Here is a 19783-nt window from a genome sequence, read left to right on the forward strand (position 1 = left end):
TCCTACTTCTTCGATTGAATAAAAAAGACACCGGATTACTCCGGTATCAATATTTTCGCAAAATCGAGTACTATTGGCTTATGAGCGCCTGTTGTAGATGTCACCACCGCGTAGCCTGAAGGTATCTTATATATCAATCCCGTATCATATCGGATGCCGAAGGAGTTATCTTCCTTATAATGAGTCTTCGTTTCCCATACCTTCGTACCGTTTCCTTTTAAGCCTGTGATAGTGATGCCATGCATCTTCGTGGTTTTACCCAGTGGGTCATATTGATCACTGAACTGGACGTACAACTGCTCCTCGGGCAGATATACCCGGTCAGCCGCGTAGTCCTCTGTGTTACTAAACAATTGCAGACCATTACTTAACACCTGGGTGCGTTTGCTGTTTCCTTTAAGCCCTGTTACAGCAATATGACCGCTAGACAACTCATGTACCGCGGCAATTTCTTTACCTGATCCTAAGTCCAGATGGACATCACGGATATTGCGACCATACACATCGGCTTGTACCCCCACGGGACCATCTGAGCTGTTCAATAGCGCATAATATCCATTGTGATTGCCGACCAGCCAACCCGAGGTCACTCCGTTTGTCGTTCGATTCCATTGTATATCGCCAGTTTCAGTGTATTTGAGTACAGTGAAGGACTGCTCCGCAGGGTTCAGCGAGGACACCAGAAAACTGCCATCCTCTAGCGGCTCCAATCCTACCTGAGAATTCTGCCCATAGGATATCAAACCGTCAGTGGATAACGTTTTGGACCACAGGGGGTTTCCATCCGCATCCAATCGTGAAGCCTGCACATCTCGCATTCCGTTCGGTTGGGTATAATCAAGCAGAAACAGCAAGCCACCATCCGACGTCTCCCGCTGGACTCCCCTGCTACTTGTTCCCGGCTGTACGCTCAGGTCTTGCTGGTGTTTCCATACTGTCTCCAGAGAACTATCCAGCTTGCCATACGTGACGTGTACTACACTGGCTTCTGTATCGTCTTCGACGTTCAGCATTAAGAACCCGCCCTTTGCAGCGGGCTGAATGTAATTGTGAGCGCTCTCGGAATCCTTAATACTGCCAATCGCTGCACTAGTTTCGATCTCGGCTTGTTTGGGCGCATACGCCTCGGACACCTCGGATGCATAGGCCGGTACAGCACTATAACCCAACAACCATGCCGCTAAAGCGACTCCTGCTGCCCATGAGTATACACGTGTACGTAGAACTCTACTTTGCTTAATCTTCAAACGTTCCAGCTCCCTTCATGACTTCCTCAGAGATGTGATATAAACCTTAGATGCAATTTAACTATAAACGGTCGCTTCAACTAGTAATGGTTGTCACGTGGGCACGGAACTTCGTATGATGCTAGATAATCATAAGTTATATATTAACCTCTTCAAGCCCGAGCCTAAACATCCAAAACTCTAAAATGTAGAGATTACTCAGAGACTTTCTATCGAAGAATATACCTATAGATTTATTATTCCAGCGCTTGGTAAACTATGTGTCACATGCTTTAACGCAGGAATTTAATAAAAGTTTTCTTTTTTTACAAAAAAAATAAACCCTGCCAACGGGAAGGCACAAATACGCTAATTTGTATTCTGCCTTCCTGTCTGTGCAGGGCTTTCACAACGTACGTTAAAACTGTGTCTATAGATCGACGGTCTGAAGCGCGTGACTGCGCTGTGTATCCCGTTCAAGGATCGGCTTTAAGTATCGGCCTGTATAGGATTCCTCTACTTTTACAAGTTGTTCTGGTGTCCCGGTAGCCAAGATCGTTCCACCGCCGCTTCCGCCTTCGGGCCCCAGATCAATCAGGAAATCGGCTGTTTTAATTACATCTAGATTATGCTCAATAACCAGTACGGTTTCGCCTGAATCGACCAAACGATGCAACACAGTCAATAATCGGTCAATATCATGAACATGCAAACCGGTTGTCGGCTCATCCAAAATATAAATGGTTTTGCCTGTGCTGCGACGATACAATTCGGAAGCCAGCTTCACACGCTGTGCTTCACCACCAGACAAGGTAGTCGCTGGTTGACCCAGCTTGATATACCCCAAACCTACATCCATCAGCGTCTGAATCTTGCGATGAATCTTCGGGATATTTTCAAAAAATGCTGTCGCATCCTCTACCGTCATCTCCAGCACATCAGCAATACTCTTCCCTTTATACTTAACCTCAAGGGTCTCCCGATTATAGCGTTTGCCTTTGCACACTTCGCATGGTACGTACACATCAGGCAAAAAGTGCATCTCAATCTTGATGATCCCGTCGCCTCTGCAAGATTCACATCGGCCTCCCTTAACGTTAAAGCTAAACCGGCCTTTCTTGTAGCCTCGAACCTTAGCCTCGTTCGTCTGCGAGAATAAGTCACGGATATCATCGAACACACCTGTATAAGTTGCAGGATTGGAACGCGGGGTACGGCCGATTGGCGATTGATCGATCTCAACAACCTTTTCGATATGCTCTAGCCCGCGAATTTCTTTATGTTGACCTGGGCGTACTCTCGCACGGTTCAGATCACGCGCCAACGTTTTGTACAAAATTTCGTTGACCAGCGTCGATTTTCCAGACCCGGATACGCCAGTGACAGCCGTGAAAACACCCAATGGAATTTTGACATTCACATTTTTGAGATTGTTCTCCTTGGCTCCGCGAATCTCCAGCCACTTATCCGCAGGCTTGCGCCGCTCGGTATTGACCGGAATAAACTTGCGACCGCTCAAATATTGCCCGGTCAGGGAATTCGGATCTTCCATAACTTCCTGTGGAGTCCCCTGCGACATGATCATCCCGCCATGGATTCCGGCTCCTGGCCCAATGTCAATGATATAGTCTGCCGCCATCATCGTATCTTCGTCATGCTCCACCACGATCAGCGTATTGCCCAGATTCCGCATATGTTCCAAAGCACTAATCAGACGATCATTATCGCGCTGATGCAGCCCAATACTTGGCTCGTCCAAAATATAAAGCACGCCCATCAGACTAGACCCGATCTGTGTCGCCAATCGGATACGTTGTGCCTCCCCGCCGGACAATGTACCTGCTGCACGGCTTAAAGTCAGGTATTCCAGACCAACGTTCACAAGGAATCCCAGTCGGCTGTTAATTTCCTTTAAAATGAGGTTGGCGATCGATTGCTCTTTCTCACTCAACTCCAGTGTATGGAAAAAGTGAGAAGCCTCCCCGACAGACAAAGCTGTCACATAAGCGATATTGCGCTCTTGAATGGTTACCGACAGGCTTTCTTTTTTCAGTCGGTGCCCCTTACAGGTGTTACATGGCTTTGCACTCATAAAGCCTTCAATAAATTCACGTATTCCCTCAGAAGCGGTATCACGGTAACGACGCTCCAAATTCGGGATAATGCCTTCAAAGGTCACATAGGCTTCCTTACGTTGACCAAAATCATTTTCATAGCGGAAACGGATCTTCTGGTCACCTGTTCCGTGCAAAATAAGATTCATTTGTTCTGACGTCAATTGGCTTACAGGAATATCCTGCGGAATACCGTAGTGTTCGCATACGGACTGTAAAAATTGAGGATAATAAGTGGAAGTTCCTCCACTCCATGCCTGGAACGCCCCATCTTCTACACTTTTTTCTGGATCGGGTATGAGCAGATCAGGGTCAACGACCATTTTGACTCCTAACCCATCACAATCTGGACAAGCGCCGAACGGACTATTAAAAGAAAACATCCGTGGAGATAGCTCATCTATGCTAAAACCGCAAATCGGACACGCAAAGTTGGAGCTAAATCGCAACTCCTCTTGCCCTATAATATCTACAAGCAACTGTCCGCCTGAAAGATTCAGTGCCGTCTCAATAGAGTCGGACAGACGCGCACGTACATCTTCCTTGACTACGATCCGGTCTACGACCACTTCAATCGAGTGCTTCTTGTTCTTCTCCAGTTCAATCTTCTCGGACAATTCACGCAGTTCGCCATTCACACGTACCCGTACAAAGCCCTGCTTGGCTATATCAGTGAACAGTGTTTTATGCTCACCTTTGCGACCGGAGACCAATGGAGCCAGGATTTGCAGCCGCGTCTTTTCAGGATACTGCAAAATGCGGTCTACCATCTGTTCGACGGTCTGTGAAGTGATTTCAATGCCATGTTCAGGACAATGAGGATGACCTACTCGGGCAAATAACAACCGCAAGTAATCATAGATTTCTGTAACTGTTCCGACCGTAGAACGAGGATTCCGACTTGTCGTTTTTTGGTCAATGGAAATGGCTGGAGACAGGCCGTCAATCGAATCGACGTCCGGTTTCTCCATTTGCCCGAGGAATTGACGGGCATACGCAGATAATGATTCCACATACCGCCGCTGTCCTTCTGCATAGATCGTATCGAAAGCCAGTGATGATTTACCTGAGCCGCTAAGCCCCGTCAGGACGACGAACTTGTCCCGTGGAATCGTCACGTCAATATTTTTGAGATTATGCGCGCGTGCGCCTTTGATGATGATGCTTTCATTCGCCAAATGTTTCATCTCCTTAGCCGTAATTCACGTCATCCTATATCGCATTAGATTATCCGATGGAAGTGATATATCGCAAAGAGAACGACCACATCGGCCGTCCTCACTATTTCTTAAAAGCAATCAAACATTTTATTATCAATATGTTTTGCTTATAGCTTATTCCCAATGTTTAATCAGCCCGCAACTCCAGCAAAGCATCACGCAACTCGGCGGCCCGTTCGAATTGTAGATTCTTGGCCGCGTCCTTCATTTCTGCTTCTAGGCGCTGAATGAGGGATTGACGCTCCTTCTTGGAAAGTTTACCCGTCTCATTAGGAAGGTAATCATTCTTGGACTCTGCCGTCTTGGTTGCTTCAATGACATCACGAATCTTTTTACGGATGGTTTGCGGGGTAATTCCATGTTCTTCATTGTATTGAATTTGAATCGCACGGCGACGTTCCGTCTCCTTGATCGCTTTATCCATAGAATCGGTAATCTTATCGCCATACATAATAACACGTCCGTCACTATTCCGTGCTGCCCGCCCGATCGTCTGAATCAGAGAGCGCTCAGAACGCAGGAAGCCTTCTTTGTCCGCATCCAAAATCGCAACCAGCGATACTTCCGGCAAATCGAGACCTTCCCGCAACAGGTTGATCCCGATCAGCACATCGAAGGTTCCCAGACGAAGATCCCGCAAAATGGCCATCCGCTCCAAAGTCTTAATCTCAGAGTGCATATATCGAACTTTGATGCCCACTTCTTTTAAGTAGTCAGTCAAATCTTCAGCCATTTTCTTCGTGAGTGTGGTGACCAGTACCCGTTCTTCACGTTCTATGCGCTGCCGTATTTCATTAATGAGATCGTCAATCTGCCCTTTACTCGGACGCACCTCAATAATAGGATCAAGGAGACCGGTAGGACGGATAATCTGCTGCACCATCGTATCGCATTTTTCCATCTCATACGGGCCTGGAGTAGCCGATACATAGATAATCTGATTCACTTTGTCCTCGAACTCTTCGAACTTCAGCGGACGGTTATCCAAGGCAGATGGCAAACGAAAACCATGTTCAACCAGCACATTTTTACGCGCTTGGTCCCCGTTATACATCGCACGAATCTGCGGCAATGTAACATGAGATTCGTCGATGACGATCAGCATATCATCTGGAAAGTAATCCAAAAGAGTATATGGTGTCGCTCCGCGCTCGCGGAATGTCAGTGGACCCGAGTAGTTTTCGACACCGGAACAAAAGCCAACCTCTCTCATCATCTCGATATCATAGCGGGTACGTTGCTCCAAACGTTGCGCCTCTAACAGCTTCCCTTGTTCCTTCAGCTCTGCTAACCGCTCTTCTAGCTCACGTTCAATGTTAACCAATGCTACCCTCATCGTATCCTCATGAGTAACAAAGTGAGACGCCGGGAAAATAGCGATATGTTCACGTTCACCGATCAATTCACCTGTAAGCACATTAATCTCAGTAATTCGTTCAATTTCATCTCCGAACAATTCTACCCGTATTGCATTTTCTCCATGGGAAGCCGGGAATATCTCAACAACATCCCCCCGTACACGGAAAGTACCCCGCACGAAGTTGATATCGTTCCGCTGATATTGAATATCGACCAGGCGGGACAAAATCTGATTGCGGGGTTTCTCCATGCCGACTCTAAGCGAGAGCAGCAAGCTTGAATATTCTTTCGGGGAACCCAAACCATAAATGCAAGAGACACTCGCTACAATAATAACGTCACGACGCTCAAACAGAGAGCTTGTGGCTGAGTGGCGAAGTTTATCAATCTCCTCATTGATGCTGGAATCCTTCTCAATATACGTATCGGAAGAAGGGATGTACGCTTCCGGTTGGTAGTAATCATAGTAGCTGACAAAATAATCAACTGAGTTGTTTGGGAAAAATTCTTTAAACTCACTTGCCAGTTGAGCAGCCAAGGTCTTGTTATGCGCAATAACCAGTGTAGGCCGATTCAGCTTGGCAATGGTTTGAGCGATGGTATACGTCTTACCTGTTCCCGTAGCACCCAACAGAGTTTGATGCTTCTTTCCTTCTGCAATTCCTTCTACCAATTCAAAAATGGCCTGGGGTTGATCGCCTTGAGGTTGGAATTCCGACTGAATTTCAAAAGTCTTATCGCTAACAACGATATCACTCATTGCCCTGCATCACCCTTATCGTCTAAAATGGAAACATCATGTTTTTACACCAATCGAGCTTTAACGTCTTTACCTGTAATTCTATGTCGATATTTCCCGAGCAATGATACTTGGGAAATATGGTTGAATAAGAATGTTTGTTCCCGTATTATACCTCTTTCTTACCGCGGATGCAAACGATAAGTCTTGAATAGGAGTGAATTGAATTTTGGATATCACCATCGTATTGGGCATCATCGCCGGAATCATAGCATTAATCGGTGGCTTCTTGTGGGAAGGCGGAGAATTCACAGGGCTGCTTCAAGGTACATCAGCTCTGATCGTATTCGGCGGAACTTTCGCCGCCGTTGTGATCAGCTACCCTGCCTCCAAGCTGAAGACTATACCCACCGCTCTGCGGATGGCTTTTAGTCGTGAGGACAATCCAACGGAGCAATATATAGAAGATTTGGTTTCCATGGCAGCCACCTCCCGCCGATCCGGTGTGCTTGCGCTAGAACGTATATCATCAGAGCATCCGAATGCATTTTTGCGGGAAGGTCTTCAACTAGTCATTGACGGCACTGAACAGGAACAGATCAAGCAAATTTTAGAACTAGAGTTAGATGCTATTGGGCACAAACATGAAGGGTACGCCAAAATATTTGAATCGGCAGGCGGCTATGCCCCTACGATGGGGATTATCGGTACGGTCATGGGTCTGATCCATGTACTTGGCAGCCTAACCGAGCCTACTGCGCTCGGACCGTCGATTGCTGTAGCTTTTATCGCAACATTATACGGCGTTGCTAGCGCCAATCTGATCTTTCTGCCCATCGCGTCCAAAATAAGAGCAGCCAGTGAAAGTGAAATTATTACGATGGATTTGCTGCTGCAAGGTATCCTGGCTATCCAAAACGGAGAGAACCCTAAGCTTGTACGCAAGAAGTTGGAGTTTTTTATCCGCTCAGAGCAAAATATAGATCGCAAACCACCTCGTCGCTCACGTACAGAGAGCGCTACTCCAAAGGAGGACTTCCATGAGAGCGCGCGCTAAGCGCCGTGGGCGTCAAGGTGGCGGCGGAGACCAACGAGATCGTTGGATGATTACCTATGCCGATCTGATCACCCTACTGCTCATTTTTTTCGTCGTGATGTATGCCATGAGCAGTCTGGATGCTAAGAAATACGACGTCGTTGTTCAATCCCTCCAGGATACGTTCCACAAGGGAGATTCTATTTTGGAACAAGGCTCGGGCATTACAGGAACTGCCGATCGTTATACCAGCAAGAATCCACCCGCGACGAAGCAACCGGCCTCTAATAAAAAAGAAGCGGGATCAACCAAGCTCACCGAGCGTGAACAAGCATTTCGCAAGCAGGAAAAAGAGCTGCAAAACCTAATGGGTGTCATTCAGGAATATATTACAGACAACAAGCTACAAAACCAGATTTTCGTATCCGATCAACCGCGTGGCATTGTCATTACGCTGAATGACCGCTTTCTATTCGACCAAGGCAGAGCGGCACTCAAGCAGGGTTCTGCAAACACGTTATCCAAATTAGCCAGTCTATTTCGAGATTTGAAAACACCGATTAGCATTGAAGGTCATACGGACAACATTCCATTCACGCGTTCCTCTAACTCGTCGACCTACAAGGACAACTGGGAGCTTTCCGGCGCTCGGGCACTGTCTGTACTCCGGTTTTTTATCGACCGAGAGCAGTTATCCCCATCAGGCTTCCAGTATGCGGGTTATGCAGATACCCGTCCGGTTGGTGACAATAGCACCGAAGCAGGACGACAAAAAAACCGCCGTGTCGAAATCACTGTGCTGCGCCAGCTGCAGCAGTAAAATCCAAAAACCTCCCGAGTCACGCAATAACGTGAATGGGGAGGTTTTTTTAAGATGTATCATCATGTTACGTGGCTTCCGCTCTGATGTAGACGCAGAACAATAAACTGTACGAACAACGTGGATAAGGGCGGCGTACAAGATGCAATAGAGATTATTTTGTTTATGCTATATCTCACTATGTATTAGAAGCCAAGGTGAAGTTAGGTTTTATCTTGTCATGATGCTTGATGTTAGTAAGATAGGACGAGCTCGTGTTGCTTTTCTTGTATCTGTGAACTTTGAAGTACGCTCTGTTGTCTACGATAGCTATATTTCCAGTCGCTGTACTTATTAAGGAGCCGATCCAACTCCATAGACTTGGTCAACACCCGTCGATCCTTCAATCCCACCTCTTTCGCCAAATCATTTAATTCTTTTCGCTTTTCTTCGATGCACTCCTCCAATTGTTGCCATTTCACATCAATAAACCTCCTGTTCGGTGTGGTATTTACATTAGTTTACAAGCTGATACCTTCCCTACAGGTTAAAAATATAATAAAACCCATTTCATCCCTTTAACAGGATGCATCAAAAAACCAGCCTTACCAAGACTGGTTTTTTAATAAGTCCATTTAGTTGGAAGATTTCCTTAGTTTCAATTAGAAACGAAGAGCATTATTGCAGTTTTATCCTCCTCTACCGTGACTTGAAACTGTAATCTGTGAACCATTACCAATTGTAATATTATGAAAAGAAGACAGAATCCCAATATTACTGACTACTATTAGAGAAAGCAAAAGTGAAAGAAAAACCTTCTTCATCTTTGCACACCCCCTTAATAATAGATTTATAAATTTCAATTTGTACTTCGTCACATAAAGCTCTATGATTTTCGAAAAAAACCATACTCTGGGCAAAACTCTCTACATTTTTAAGAAAGAATGATGTCTGTATACATTGTAAAATAGCATTTATTGCATCCTTGTATCTCTTACTTCGCCTATAATAAATGGCTAATTGAAAATTAAAATTATAATAATCATCCATAAATATTACATCTTGAGTATTCTTGAAAATATCAATATATTTGATGAATTGATCTAAAATACTATCAACTGAAAAAAAATTCTTATTAGCCGATTCCAAAATATTCACAAGACCCGGTAATATCTCATCATTATTGTTCTCTAATAGGTTTACATATTGGGGGAGCACAGATGTATCTCCTAATAGTAAATCAAGTGTATAAGAGTTCCCTCTAGACCATACCTTAAACTTTTCCACTTCTCTTTTTCCAACGGTGTCTAAACCATTAAACCAACTTAGATCAGCATACTCAGAAACAATTTTTTTGGCATTCTTATAATCCCCAATTTTTTGTAATGCATAAGCTTTCATTAGTAATCCTTGTCCATAATATACTACTAAGTGTCGTTCAGTTTTTATCGGTACATAATTCCTGTTTTTCCGAGCTCTTCTTTTATTTTCCTCTTCATAAATAATTTTAGATTGTTCCCAAAGCTCATCACTGTGCGTAATTGTTTCTTGCCATTTATGTAGTGAGGAATATATATTTGTTAGGTGCAATAATCCGTCTAATTGATGACACTCTGGCAACCGAAAACGAAAAGGCTCAAATTGAATAGCTGCCTTTAAATTTATTTCAGTATTCTCACCAATTTTTGCACGAAATAATTTATAATGACTGATCGCCAAACGTTCTGAGTGCTGATACTTTTCATTTTCAATGACACATTCATAGAAAGGAATTGCCTCCTGTAGCTTTCCTCCATCGTATAGCTCCTCTGCCAAAGCAAAGATTGTGGGGATGTGATTAAGATCCTCCATTAAGCGTGAAAGCACTTTCTCCACGCATTGCAGGTTTCCTACTTCAACACAACGTATAAGGAACGGCTTAACCCTTTTCCAATGTGGTCTTCCATCATAAAAACATTCATCCACATACAGGTCATACAACCAGTCTTCTGGATAATTAAGCGCTTTAGTGATCAAGTCCATTTGTCGTACGGAGATAGGCTTAGGCGGATTCCCGTTAAGCATTGCACTAAAAATGCCCCGATTAAGACCCGTAGCTTGTCCAAAACTATTAAAAGTATAGCCACCAAGTTTTAATTCTTTCTCAATTTCCGAACGAATCGTGGTTGCATTTTCCAATAAAAACACCCCCGGCGTATTCAGATGATTTTAAAAATCACCCTCCTCGACAATCAATTACAATATACTAGAAATTATATGAATAAATTGGATGATGGTCAACCCTTTATTCTACACCATTTCAATATATTATGGAATTTAATGTGTATAAAAATCCTCACAGAGAATTACACTAAATTTTTTCAAACAATTTAGCACGATAAATTAAAAGAGCTATGTGATCTTCTACTCTAGGTAGAGAAACATTGCCCTTTTGCTCTAAGAGGTCATTTGCTTCGTATTATATTCCACTGCTTTTATCGCTTTTTCATATTCTGTCCGTTGTTCTTCAGTCGAATGATCCTTATATTTCTCAAACAATAGCGTGATGGACTTGATATAATAAGTCTTATCGTTCAACTGAGAGGATGCTTTTAAACTAATCAGCATATTGTTTATTGCCTCGGTGTAGCTTCCCTTATTAAAAAAGTATCGACTAAGTTCAAGAAAAAAACGAGAATATGTCAGCAGACTGTTGTTGGTATGATAATACGAAATATCTGTACGTAGCTCCCTAAATTTATTAATATTCTCTGCAAAAAGGTCCAAAGTATCGTCTACTGAGTAGCTGTAATTATTTGCCGATTCTATAATGGTTAATAGGCCTAGTAATATTTCCTGAGGATTATTCCTCATAAGTTCAACATAGGCAGGCAGACTATCCTTATCCCCCATCAGAATTTGTAGATTCAACCGATTGGCTTTCCCCCATACTTCGAATTTCTGTGCTTCTATCATTCCTACCTCATCCAGACCTTCAAACCTAGTTAAGTTTTCATAGTAAGGTATGAACTTCATAGCTGCTTCATATAGTCCTTGTTTTTCTAAGGCGTTTCCCTGCATTAAATAGGCTTGACCATAATAAACGATTAGATGTCTTTCTGTATTGAGACGTGTAACTTCACGATCTTTCGCCCTCGCTTGAGCCTGGTCCCAAAGAATACCTGTGACTAATACCTCAAGTTCTTTCGCATAATGTATAGCCGTATCATAATCATAAAATTGGAAATTTATATTGGTCAATTTCAACAAAGCGTCCAGTTGATAATTCTCGGGGAGATTCTTTGGAAACGGTGCAAACTTTATAGCTGCTTGCCGATTATTATCCAAATCAGTATTTAGAGAATAACAAAACAAACGATACTGGCAAATTGCCAGCCGCTCCGAGTGATAATACCTTTCGTTCTCTATCACACACTCGTAAAAAGGAACCGCCTCATTTTCCTTCCCCTCTTTATGCAGTTCTTCTGCAAACTCAAATACCGTCGACACATAGGACAAGTCTTCTGTTAATCTCACCAATACCTTTTGAATACAATCCTTCCTTCCTAAATCCACACAGCGTAATAAAAAAGGCTTGATCCGTTTCCAGTGCCCTTTCCCATCGTAAAAACATTCATCTATGTATAACTCATACAACCAGCCTTCGGGATACCCCAATGCCTTGGTAATCAGATCCATCTGCCGAACCGAGATTGGCTTGGGTGGATTACTGTTCAGCATGGTGCTAAATGTCCCACGGTTAATTCCAGATATTTTACTGAAGCTGCTAAATGTATAGCCTCTCTGCTTGAGTTCGGTCTCTATCTTCGAGCGGATCGTAGGTGTGTGTTTCATCTCAATCCCCCTCTTAATTTAAAAAATATATTTTTCGTCTTTTCTAACATTATGAGGTAATTTTATCCTATGATTTCTTTAACCTGAATATAAAAGCCAAAATACGTCTCCTTCATTATCCGTTTTAGGTTATAGAGGTTCTATACAAAAAAATGAGCAGATGGAATACAATCCCCTGCTCATTTCAGCAATGTTATTTATATAAGTTTAAAATGGCGGGATCTCCCCATCGGCGCAAAAAATCGGTTGATTGCACATGTCACCGCACATCAAACATTTATTTAATTAGCTGTCGGTTCGGTTCCCCAAACAAGTACGCCGTTATGATACAAGGTAGCTTTCATATGATCAGCATATGAGGTTTGTGTGCCTTTATAGGAGTAATCGTCACCTTCGTTATAATTTGACCAGTCTGTTTTATGAATACGGGTTTGGATTTCGCCCGTGCTTCCTCCAGGTGCTAACACGCCTGCGTCCGAGTTGAAGCTGACTTCCAAATAATAATCGGCACCAGTTGCAGGCTTCTCCATTTTAACCAGTTTACCGTTCAGCTTCGAGCAGCTCAGCGTCGCATAGTCGCAGTTGAAAGTCTGCTCACGGTCACCGTCGATCGTGTAGTAGTAACGAATTTTCAACTCGTTGAGCGGTACGGGGGTTGTGCCTTGGTTTACAATTTGGAAATGCGGATTCAGGTGATTGTCGTTCACCTTGGTATCCGCTGTGCGATACTGGAGCAGCAGTCCTGTTGTTGGCTGCTGAGTATCCGCTTTTGGCGCTGCGCTAGCCGTGTTCGACAGCGTCTGTCCTGCATCGTTCTTCGCTACGACTTGGTAGTAGTACGTCGTGTCTGCCGTTACAGCTGTGTCAGTGTAGCTACTGCCATATACATCACTCACTACAGTGGCGAACGCGCCGTTTTCAGCCGTCGAACGCTTCACTTCATAGCTTTTTGCATTCGCCGATGCTGTCCAGCTTAGCGATACTTTCGCCGTTTCGCCCGCGGCGTTCAGCGTGAAGCTGCCCGGTACTGACGGCTGCTCGGTAATGCCATACGTTTTTAAGTTCGTTGGAAGCTCATCAAGCGTAATAACGTTCGGATGATTATACACTTTTTTCAGATGCTCAAGGCTGTTTTGTTTACCGTCTCTCAGGAAATCCCCATACCATGTAGCGAACCAGCTCCAATGGGCTTGATACGCCTTCATTAGATCAGGGTCTGGGATCGGTCCGTTTTCGCTCATGGCAACTAACTTTTTGTCCTTGCCCAATGTAACAAGGTCTTCGTATTTTGCAATTTGCGGGCTGTAATCACCTGCTTGCGGATAAGAATCAAAACTCAAAATATCCACATACTCGTCTCCCGGATACCAGTCTGGAGCAACAGAATTCCATACCCATATCAGATTGTTCAATTTGTGCACATTCGTCAATCGGTCGTGCATTAAAATATACAATTTTTTAACAGGCTCAGGGCCTTTGGCGCCCCACCAGAACCATTTGCCTTCTGCTTCGTGCAAAGGACGGAACAGGACAGGAACCTTCGCATCCTGCAGCTTCTTTAATTGCGCTGCGATCACATCGATGTCGCGAATGAGTAATTTATAATCCTCGGACTCTGGATGGCTCATCGCATATTCTATATCGAATGTGGTCGAATCGGCATAGAAGCCTCTCCACCATTCTTTTCCCTGCGTATCGATCAGACCTTTCGGCGCGTTCCAGTGCCATGCAAAGGTAACGATGCCCCCTTGCTTATCCCATGCAATCGCCTTTTCTGCCTCTGTAGAACTAAGACCATGCTCTGCTCTGCTTGGCGAATAGTCGATCAGATCGAGCGCTGCAATCGCCGGCTTTTTACCTACATTAGCTTGAAGCCAATCAATTTCGTTTATTTCCTCTTGACCAGAGAGCATATTCTTCCCGTATTGATCAACCAGGTAGTTCATCAATGCTTTTGCTTCTACCGTCGCATTCGGATTAGTGAGCGTTTTGGTTACCGCATGGGGTGGGCGATCAGCAGCAGGCTCCAGCCTGACATAGTCGATATCGTACCAGCCCCAGCCTGTTTCAAAACCGATCGTATTCGCGCCTGCATTCAACAGAAGCTTGCCTCCGGAAGTTTCTTTGAAATCAGCCGTTTTCCCGAGCACCAGTTCTCCAAACGCTTTGCCGTTTAATGAGAAATTCGTGCGTTTGTCATCATGAGGAGAACGATAGCCGATTGTAAGATTGTACAGACCTGCCGTGGGAGCCTGGATCGTCATCGTTAGAGAATCCCCTGCATTGTGAAAATTCGTTACATAACCAGTACCGGAGTAGCCAGTTCCACTGGATTCTACAATGGTTCCCTTCAGCGTGCCGTCTTCAGCTTCATAGCGAACCGGATCGTTTACAGACACCTTCGGAACCGCTTTCAAAATATTAGATTCGCTCGTTCCCTTATTTGTCTTGGCGGTTACTTTGTAATAGTATGAAGAGCCGTTCGTTAAGTTAGTATCCGTATAAGACGTTTCGATCAAGTTGGATGCTACAGTAGTAAAAGGGCCGTTTTCATCCGTTGCCCGCTGTACACTGTAGCCCACAACTCCGTTGGAAGCGTCCCAGGACAAATGGACTTGCCCATCGCCTGCCTCTGCTTTCAGCTTAAAGCCCTCAGGATTTTCCACTGGGGGCACAGACGTATCTTTACCGGCAGTCAGCACGATATGATAAGCCGTCAAAGGCGGTACGGTATAAGTAAAACGGTTGCCTGAAATTTGCGTGATTGGCGCTGCTTCTTTAATTTGCGAGCTAGTTTTATCAAAGCCCCATACTTTACCGGAGCCGTAAGTCGTCTCGCCAGAAAGATCAAATTGGGCGTCGAATGCGCTGTCTATGCTTTTATTCATGACTACGAGGTGCAGTTCCTTGTCGGATGCATTCGCTATGGAAGCATGCACTGAGCTGTTGACAATATCCGACGTTTGCGCACTAACACTGGTGTTACCAAAAGTAGAGCTTTTTCCGTCATAATTGCGGTAAAGCTTGTAAGCGGCACTAACGTAGTTGTTGGCACCATCCTGTAACTTCCAGTAGTTTGCCATATAGACATCATTTTTGCCTAAAATGCCGAGCACATCGGTCATCGCGATCCCGCCGGAAATATCATTTTCGCCGCCATAGCTATACTCGGTCATTGCCAGCTTGGTTCCTGGATAATATTTATCCACCGACTGCTTCAATCGAGGCAGTATAGGCAAAAATTCGCTGTTCCATTGGGCGATCCAGCTATCTTCCTTATAGGTCGGGTCCCACAAAGTACGAGGTGCCTGCATTCTGGCTTTCTTCGTTTCGTCATTGCCTACCTCATTCGTAATTCGTATGCCTCCGCCCATCGCTTCGGGATACCAGTGCACATCGAAGACATCCAGCAATCTCTTGCCTTCGGCTTGCGAACTGAGGCGCATTTGATCCAGGTAATAGTCCACAAACCAGCTATAGCTGCCTTTTACAGAGTCCCAATCAGGTGCGGTTTGCAGATCTTTATAAGCGCCAAAACCGTAAAGAACCGGCCCAAAAATTTCTGCACCCGCGTCAACCGCCTTCACAGCTTTGGATAAGCTTACTGACCGGTCTACCAACTCTTTCGCCCCAACCTTTTCGCCATGAATACGCGGATGTGTATGCGACCAGAGAGCGGGTTCATTGTCGAGTGCATATCCTTTCACACCCGTCTTTGTTGAAGCAGCGCCATACTTGTTCACTAAAAAATGGACGAACTCATCCGCATAGACCCGATTGTCATTCAGATCAGGCTGTAGCTGAAACGGTGCATTTTTGGCATTGATGACCTGATTCCAACGAGCGGAAGGGGCTTTTTCGCTTTCCTGCACACTGCCGTTTCCATCCTTGGCCACGTAGCCGGCCATCGGCAACGTAACTAAAGAATAAGCGCCTAGCTTCAGCGATTGATCATGAAACGAAGTCGTCACCGCTCCCGGTTTTTCGCATTCTGCTCCTGTCAGGCCACCGTTATTACATAAAAAGTTATCGCTGGATTGCTGCCAGTCACTTCCTGCATTGGACATATTGTTTTCCCAGTTGTATCCGGTCATTCGATTGCCACCAAGTCGTCTGGCAGCCATATTTTCATCGCCTGCCAAATCCTGATTCGTACCGTATATATAAGGACTAATAGGCTTACGATCCTTGGATGTATCTACTTTAATGGTAATAGTTTTTGCCGTTTGACCGTGAACTACAGTTGGAGCTGGTAGAGCCCCTCCTACTATCATTGTGCATGCCATGACGACAGGCAGCCATTTGGAACGTTTGAACAAAAGATTACTACTATTTTTCGCCCTCATACCACTTTCCTCCTTTACATTTGAAAAGAGCAGCACCCCATACGAGTGCCGCTCCATCAGGCTTTAAGGCTCCTGATTCCTAACGAGTTAATCTTCCGGTACAGCGTCTCGAAGCTCCAGGTATTCGGTTGATTACACTCTCCTCTCCGTCCGAAATTCAGAATTGCTCGGATCTTCAAATGTTGTAATACAGCTTTGCTATACGTTCTACCGACCAAATCTTCATATCGAACCATTTATGGGACGTAATGTCCATATACTTAGATTATTCCATATATCCATATAGCAGAACATTGACTAGAGTTAACTTATTAAATAACTTTATAGCCTGAGTATAGAAAAAAGCCCCTTAGTCAAGGGGCTTTTTTATCTCTACCGTACTTTATCCTTTTGAATAAGCTCATAGTAAATTCGTGCAGGCTCGGCATCTCCAGTAGATAAAATGTATTCTGCTAAAGGTGCACACAGCTTTTGGAGATAGAAGGAGTACAGCAGTTCAGCCGTGTCAAAATGAATGTTCAACACTCGTTTCATCAGTTCTTCAAATTTGTTATAATCCAGTTCTTCCGGGCTAATATCAAACGGGTATTCTGGAAAGGTTTGTTTTTGAATCTCAACAAATTGTTCCTTAAGTTTCGGTTGATTGCCTGATCGTGCAGCCGAAAAATTCATCATAAAAAAAGATACAAAATCTGTTTCACGGTCGCTTAACCCATAATACTCACACCAGCGCATGAACATCAGCGGTTTTACCATATATAAATCTCCTTTAACAAAAGTTCAGATTTATTATGAATCCTACAAAAATCTAACAGGTTCCAACTTATGTAATATATAGGTTAAGCCCCATTTTAAAATATGATTCCTTAAAACAATTTTGCTATTTAACATATCCATTCTCTTATATTTCCATAAAAGTAGGCAACAAAAAAGACCGTTTCAACATCTTAATGATGCTGACCTAGTCTTCTCATAATCATCCGCATATGGATATTCGTATTTATTCTAATCTCCTACATAGCTGAAGGGTCACAGGCTGCAAGTGAAAACATAGGCTGGCGGAACATTATAGTTTACCTTTTTAATCTGGATATCTGCAAAAAAAGTACGGAAGAAATTGTGCTTAACCTTGCTGTACTGGAACGTAATAAACTTGCCCTCCTGGCCTAGTACCTCGGCCGTTTGTCCCAAAATAAGGCTGGATAACGCAGCGGGTAAGCTGGTAAAAGGGAGCCCCGATACGATATAATCCACCTTCGAGACATGATACTGTTTCATATACCGCGCTACATGCTCGGCCGATCCATGAATAATGTGTACCCTTTCCAAGTGTCCGTATTTGCTTTGTAATGTTTTATAAAACGATTCATTAGCTTCAATCACTAACAGTAACGTTTCTGGACGCTTGTTCAAAATCAACTCCTGCGTAAACACACCGGTCCCTGCCCCATATTCAATAATGCATGAGGCTTTATCAAAGTAAATCGGTGTGGCAATTTGCTTGGCCAGCTGTCTTGAACTGGGTATAACAGCGCCTACGCTGCGTGGGTGCCTGATGTACTCTCGAATAAAGTGAATCGCGTTCATCTTTTCCTCTCCCTGCTTGACACACATGATAGGCATTCGGTTCATCAAAGGTTTCCATTACATATTCATTGTATACCGATGAGAATATTGATTTCAAGCAGGCTACTGTCGCCATATACAAAAGAGGATAGCCTTATTCGATTCTAATCAAATAATGACTACCCTCTTGTTGTAATATCTATTGGTCCATGGTGTCCAAATGCGTACTCTCTGCCTTGGATGCTTGTTCCGCTTTACGTCGTCGTGCGCCTATGTGCATGGCCACAATTCGGTAGATGGAGGCCGGTTGTATGGATACGGCCCAGCCTGCATGTTCATCCGGTGCAAGCACGACCCCTAGCTGGTGATGATCGCCATCGTACATGCCTCGCTGTACAAACTTGCTCTCACCTTGCAGATTGCGTACCTCCAGCTTACAAAAAGCAGAGTTGATCCGCAAGGCCTGGTGCAGCTCGGCACGGCTGTTCACAACCATGCCATTCACACGATAAATGGCCTCGCCTGGTAGTATGCCCATGGCTGTCGCCGGGCTATCTGGCAGCACAGCGAGAACACGCATCCCTTGCTCTGGATGTACAAACATCGGGCTAAGACGGCTTTCCTCTATATTTCCGTACCAAATCAGCGTCTCATGGGCCAGGAAGGAAAATAACGCTGCCAGCAAGATTAGCGGACTCCACCAGGCCGCTAACAGGCTTAGCAGAAGCAAAGCCACACTGTACAGGAGCAATCGGTTCGAAGTGAGTACTGCCTTCTGTCGTGGTAGCTGGCCGAGCGTCACACTGCTAAAGCCCATCAGGACTGGCAGAGCTACTAGCATATACCCCGTTCCGGCATCGCCGCCGAACAAAGGTGTCCAGGGAAGCATGAATCCTCCCTGAGCGGGTACCAGCAACAGCAACGGAATGGGCCATAGATCTTCCATACGATAGCCACCGACCAATCTTCCCCGTTTGCCCTCAACAAACAGTGGCGTAGCTGCCTTTCCTCCTTGCCAGCGAACCAACAGCGCTTCAGCCACATGCAGCACAGCAACGAGCACTAAGAGTGCTGGAATATCCAATCCGCGGATAGCTGCTACCGATGTCCCGAGCGCTCCCCCAGGCTGCCAGCCACTGGCTACGTTTAGAAAAAATTGAACTACACCTAGCAGACCTACCGAATAAGCAAGACACAGGTAACGGACGCGTACCAGCATAAGCAATAATGTGGCTATCCACAGGCACACGATGGAAGTCGGGTTCAGATGCATGCTGACGAACATTCCTAGAGCGGATAGTGCCATCCCGGCAAGCAAGCCGCTCCATACGACACGCCAGGTCTCTGCAGCCCAGCTATGAATTCTAGTATGAAATAGCTTGCGCTCTAGTAGCATTTGCCGACGATAGCCAAGCGCGACAATGAGTATCGAGATATAATAAAACGGCTGCAAAAGCAGATACAAGCAAGCATTCAAGACGCTCCATCCCCATTGTAATGCCCATTCCAAGTCCATTCACACTCCTTATGCCCCTGGCCCGCTA

At 44.8% G+C, this 19783-nt stretch carries 12 protein-coding genes; 2 read left to right on the plus strand and 10 right to left on the minus strand.

Going from position 1 to position 19783, the window contains the following annotated elements; all coding sequences use genetic code 11:
- Positions 1-35 precede the first annotated feature (35 nt).
- The 3 genes from EGM68_RS23090 to uvrB form a co-directional block, all read right to left on the minus strand.
- A complete protein-coding gene (locus tag EGM68_RS23090; RefSeq protein WP_016324774.1) occupies positions 36-1247 on the minus strand; it encodes a hypothetical protein in 1212 nt (403 codons plus the stop codon).
- 409 nt (positions 1248-1656) lie between these two features.
- Positions 1657-4518: an excinuclease ABC subunit UvrA gene (gene uvrA, locus EGM68_RS23095; RefSeq protein WP_129550084.1), complete on the minus strand. Its 2862-nt coding sequence runs from the start codon at positions 4516-4518 to the stop codon at positions 1657-1659.
- Positions 4519-4687: 169 nt separating this feature from the next.
- A complete protein-coding gene (gene uvrB, locus EGM68_RS23100; RefSeq protein WP_013373322.1) occupies positions 4688-6679 on the minus strand; it encodes an excinuclease ABC subunit UvrB in 1992 nt (663 codons plus the stop codon).
- Between the two features lie 208 nt (positions 6680-6887).
- Here uvrB and EGM68_RS23105 point away from each other — a divergent pair, with 208 nt between their 5' ends.
- Positions 6888-7715 (plus strand): flagellar motor protein, encoded by an 828-nt coding sequence (locus EGM68_RS23105; RefSeq protein WP_016324776.1) that lies wholly within the window; start codon positions 6888-6890, stop codon positions 7713-7715.
- Positions 7699-8514: a flagellar motor protein MotB gene (locus EGM68_RS23110; protein ID WP_013373324.1), complete on the plus strand. Its 816-nt coding sequence runs from the start codon at positions 7699-7701 to the stop codon at positions 8512-8514. Before EGM68_RS23105 ends, EGM68_RS23110 begins: the two co-directional genes overlap by 17 nt.
- 233 nt (positions 8515-8747) lie before the next feature.
- Here the strand turns inward: EGM68_RS23110 and EGM68_RS23115 are convergent, their stop codons facing one another.
- The 7 genes from EGM68_RS23115 to EGM68_RS23145 all read right to left on the minus strand — a co-directional run bounded on the left by EGM68_RS23115 (position 8748) and on the right by EGM68_RS23145 (position 19755).
- A complete protein-coding gene (locus tag EGM68_RS23115; protein ID WP_013373325.1) occupies positions 8748-8975 on the minus strand; it encodes an aspartyl-phosphate phosphatase Spo0E family protein in 228 nt (75 codons plus the stop codon).
- A 292-nt stretch (positions 8976-9267) separates the two neighbouring features.
- Positions 9268-10671 carry a DNA-binding protein gene (locus tag EGM68_RS23120; protein ID WP_129550085.1) on the minus strand — a complete coding sequence of 468 codons (1404 nt, stop codon included), beginning with the start codon at positions 10669-10671 and terminating at the stop codon, positions 9268-9270.
- A gap of 258 nt (positions 10672-10929) precedes the next feature.
- A complete protein-coding gene (locus EGM68_RS23125) occupies positions 10930-12327 on the minus strand; it encodes a helix-turn-helix domain-containing protein (protein WP_129550086.1) in 1398 nt (465 codons plus the stop codon).
- Between the two features lie 281 nt (positions 12328-12608).
- Positions 12609-16673: a glycosyl hydrolase gene (locus EGM68_RS23130; RefSeq protein ID WP_129550087.1), complete on the minus strand. Its 4065-nt coding sequence runs from the start codon at positions 16671-16673 to the stop codon at positions 12609-12611.
- 372 nt (positions 16674-17045) lie between these two features.
- Positions 17046-17429, minus strand: a complete 384-nt coding sequence (locus EGM68_RS23135; RefSeq protein WP_016324783.1) for a hypothetical protein — start codon at positions 17427-17429, stop codon at positions 17046-17048.
- 273 nt (positions 17430-17702) lie between these two features.
- Positions 17703-18260 carry a class I SAM-dependent methyltransferase gene (locus tag EGM68_RS23140; protein ID WP_016324784.1) on the minus strand — a complete coding sequence of 186 codons (558 nt, stop codon included), beginning with the start codon at positions 18258-18260 and terminating at the stop codon, positions 17703-17705.
- A gap of 178 nt (positions 18261-18438) precedes the next feature.
- Positions 18439-19755, minus strand: coding sequence for a PDZ domain-containing protein (locus EGM68_RS23145; RefSeq protein ID WP_129550088.1), 1317 nt, complete (start codon positions 19753-19755; stop codon positions 18439-18441).
- Positions 19756-19783 lie beyond the last annotated feature (28 nt).

Origin of the sequence: Paenibacillus sp. M-152 (assembly GCF_003856555.1) — a bacterium.
Classification (GTDB): domain Bacteria; phylum Bacillota; class Bacilli; order Paenibacillales; family Paenibacillaceae; genus Paenibacillus; species Paenibacillus polymyxa_C.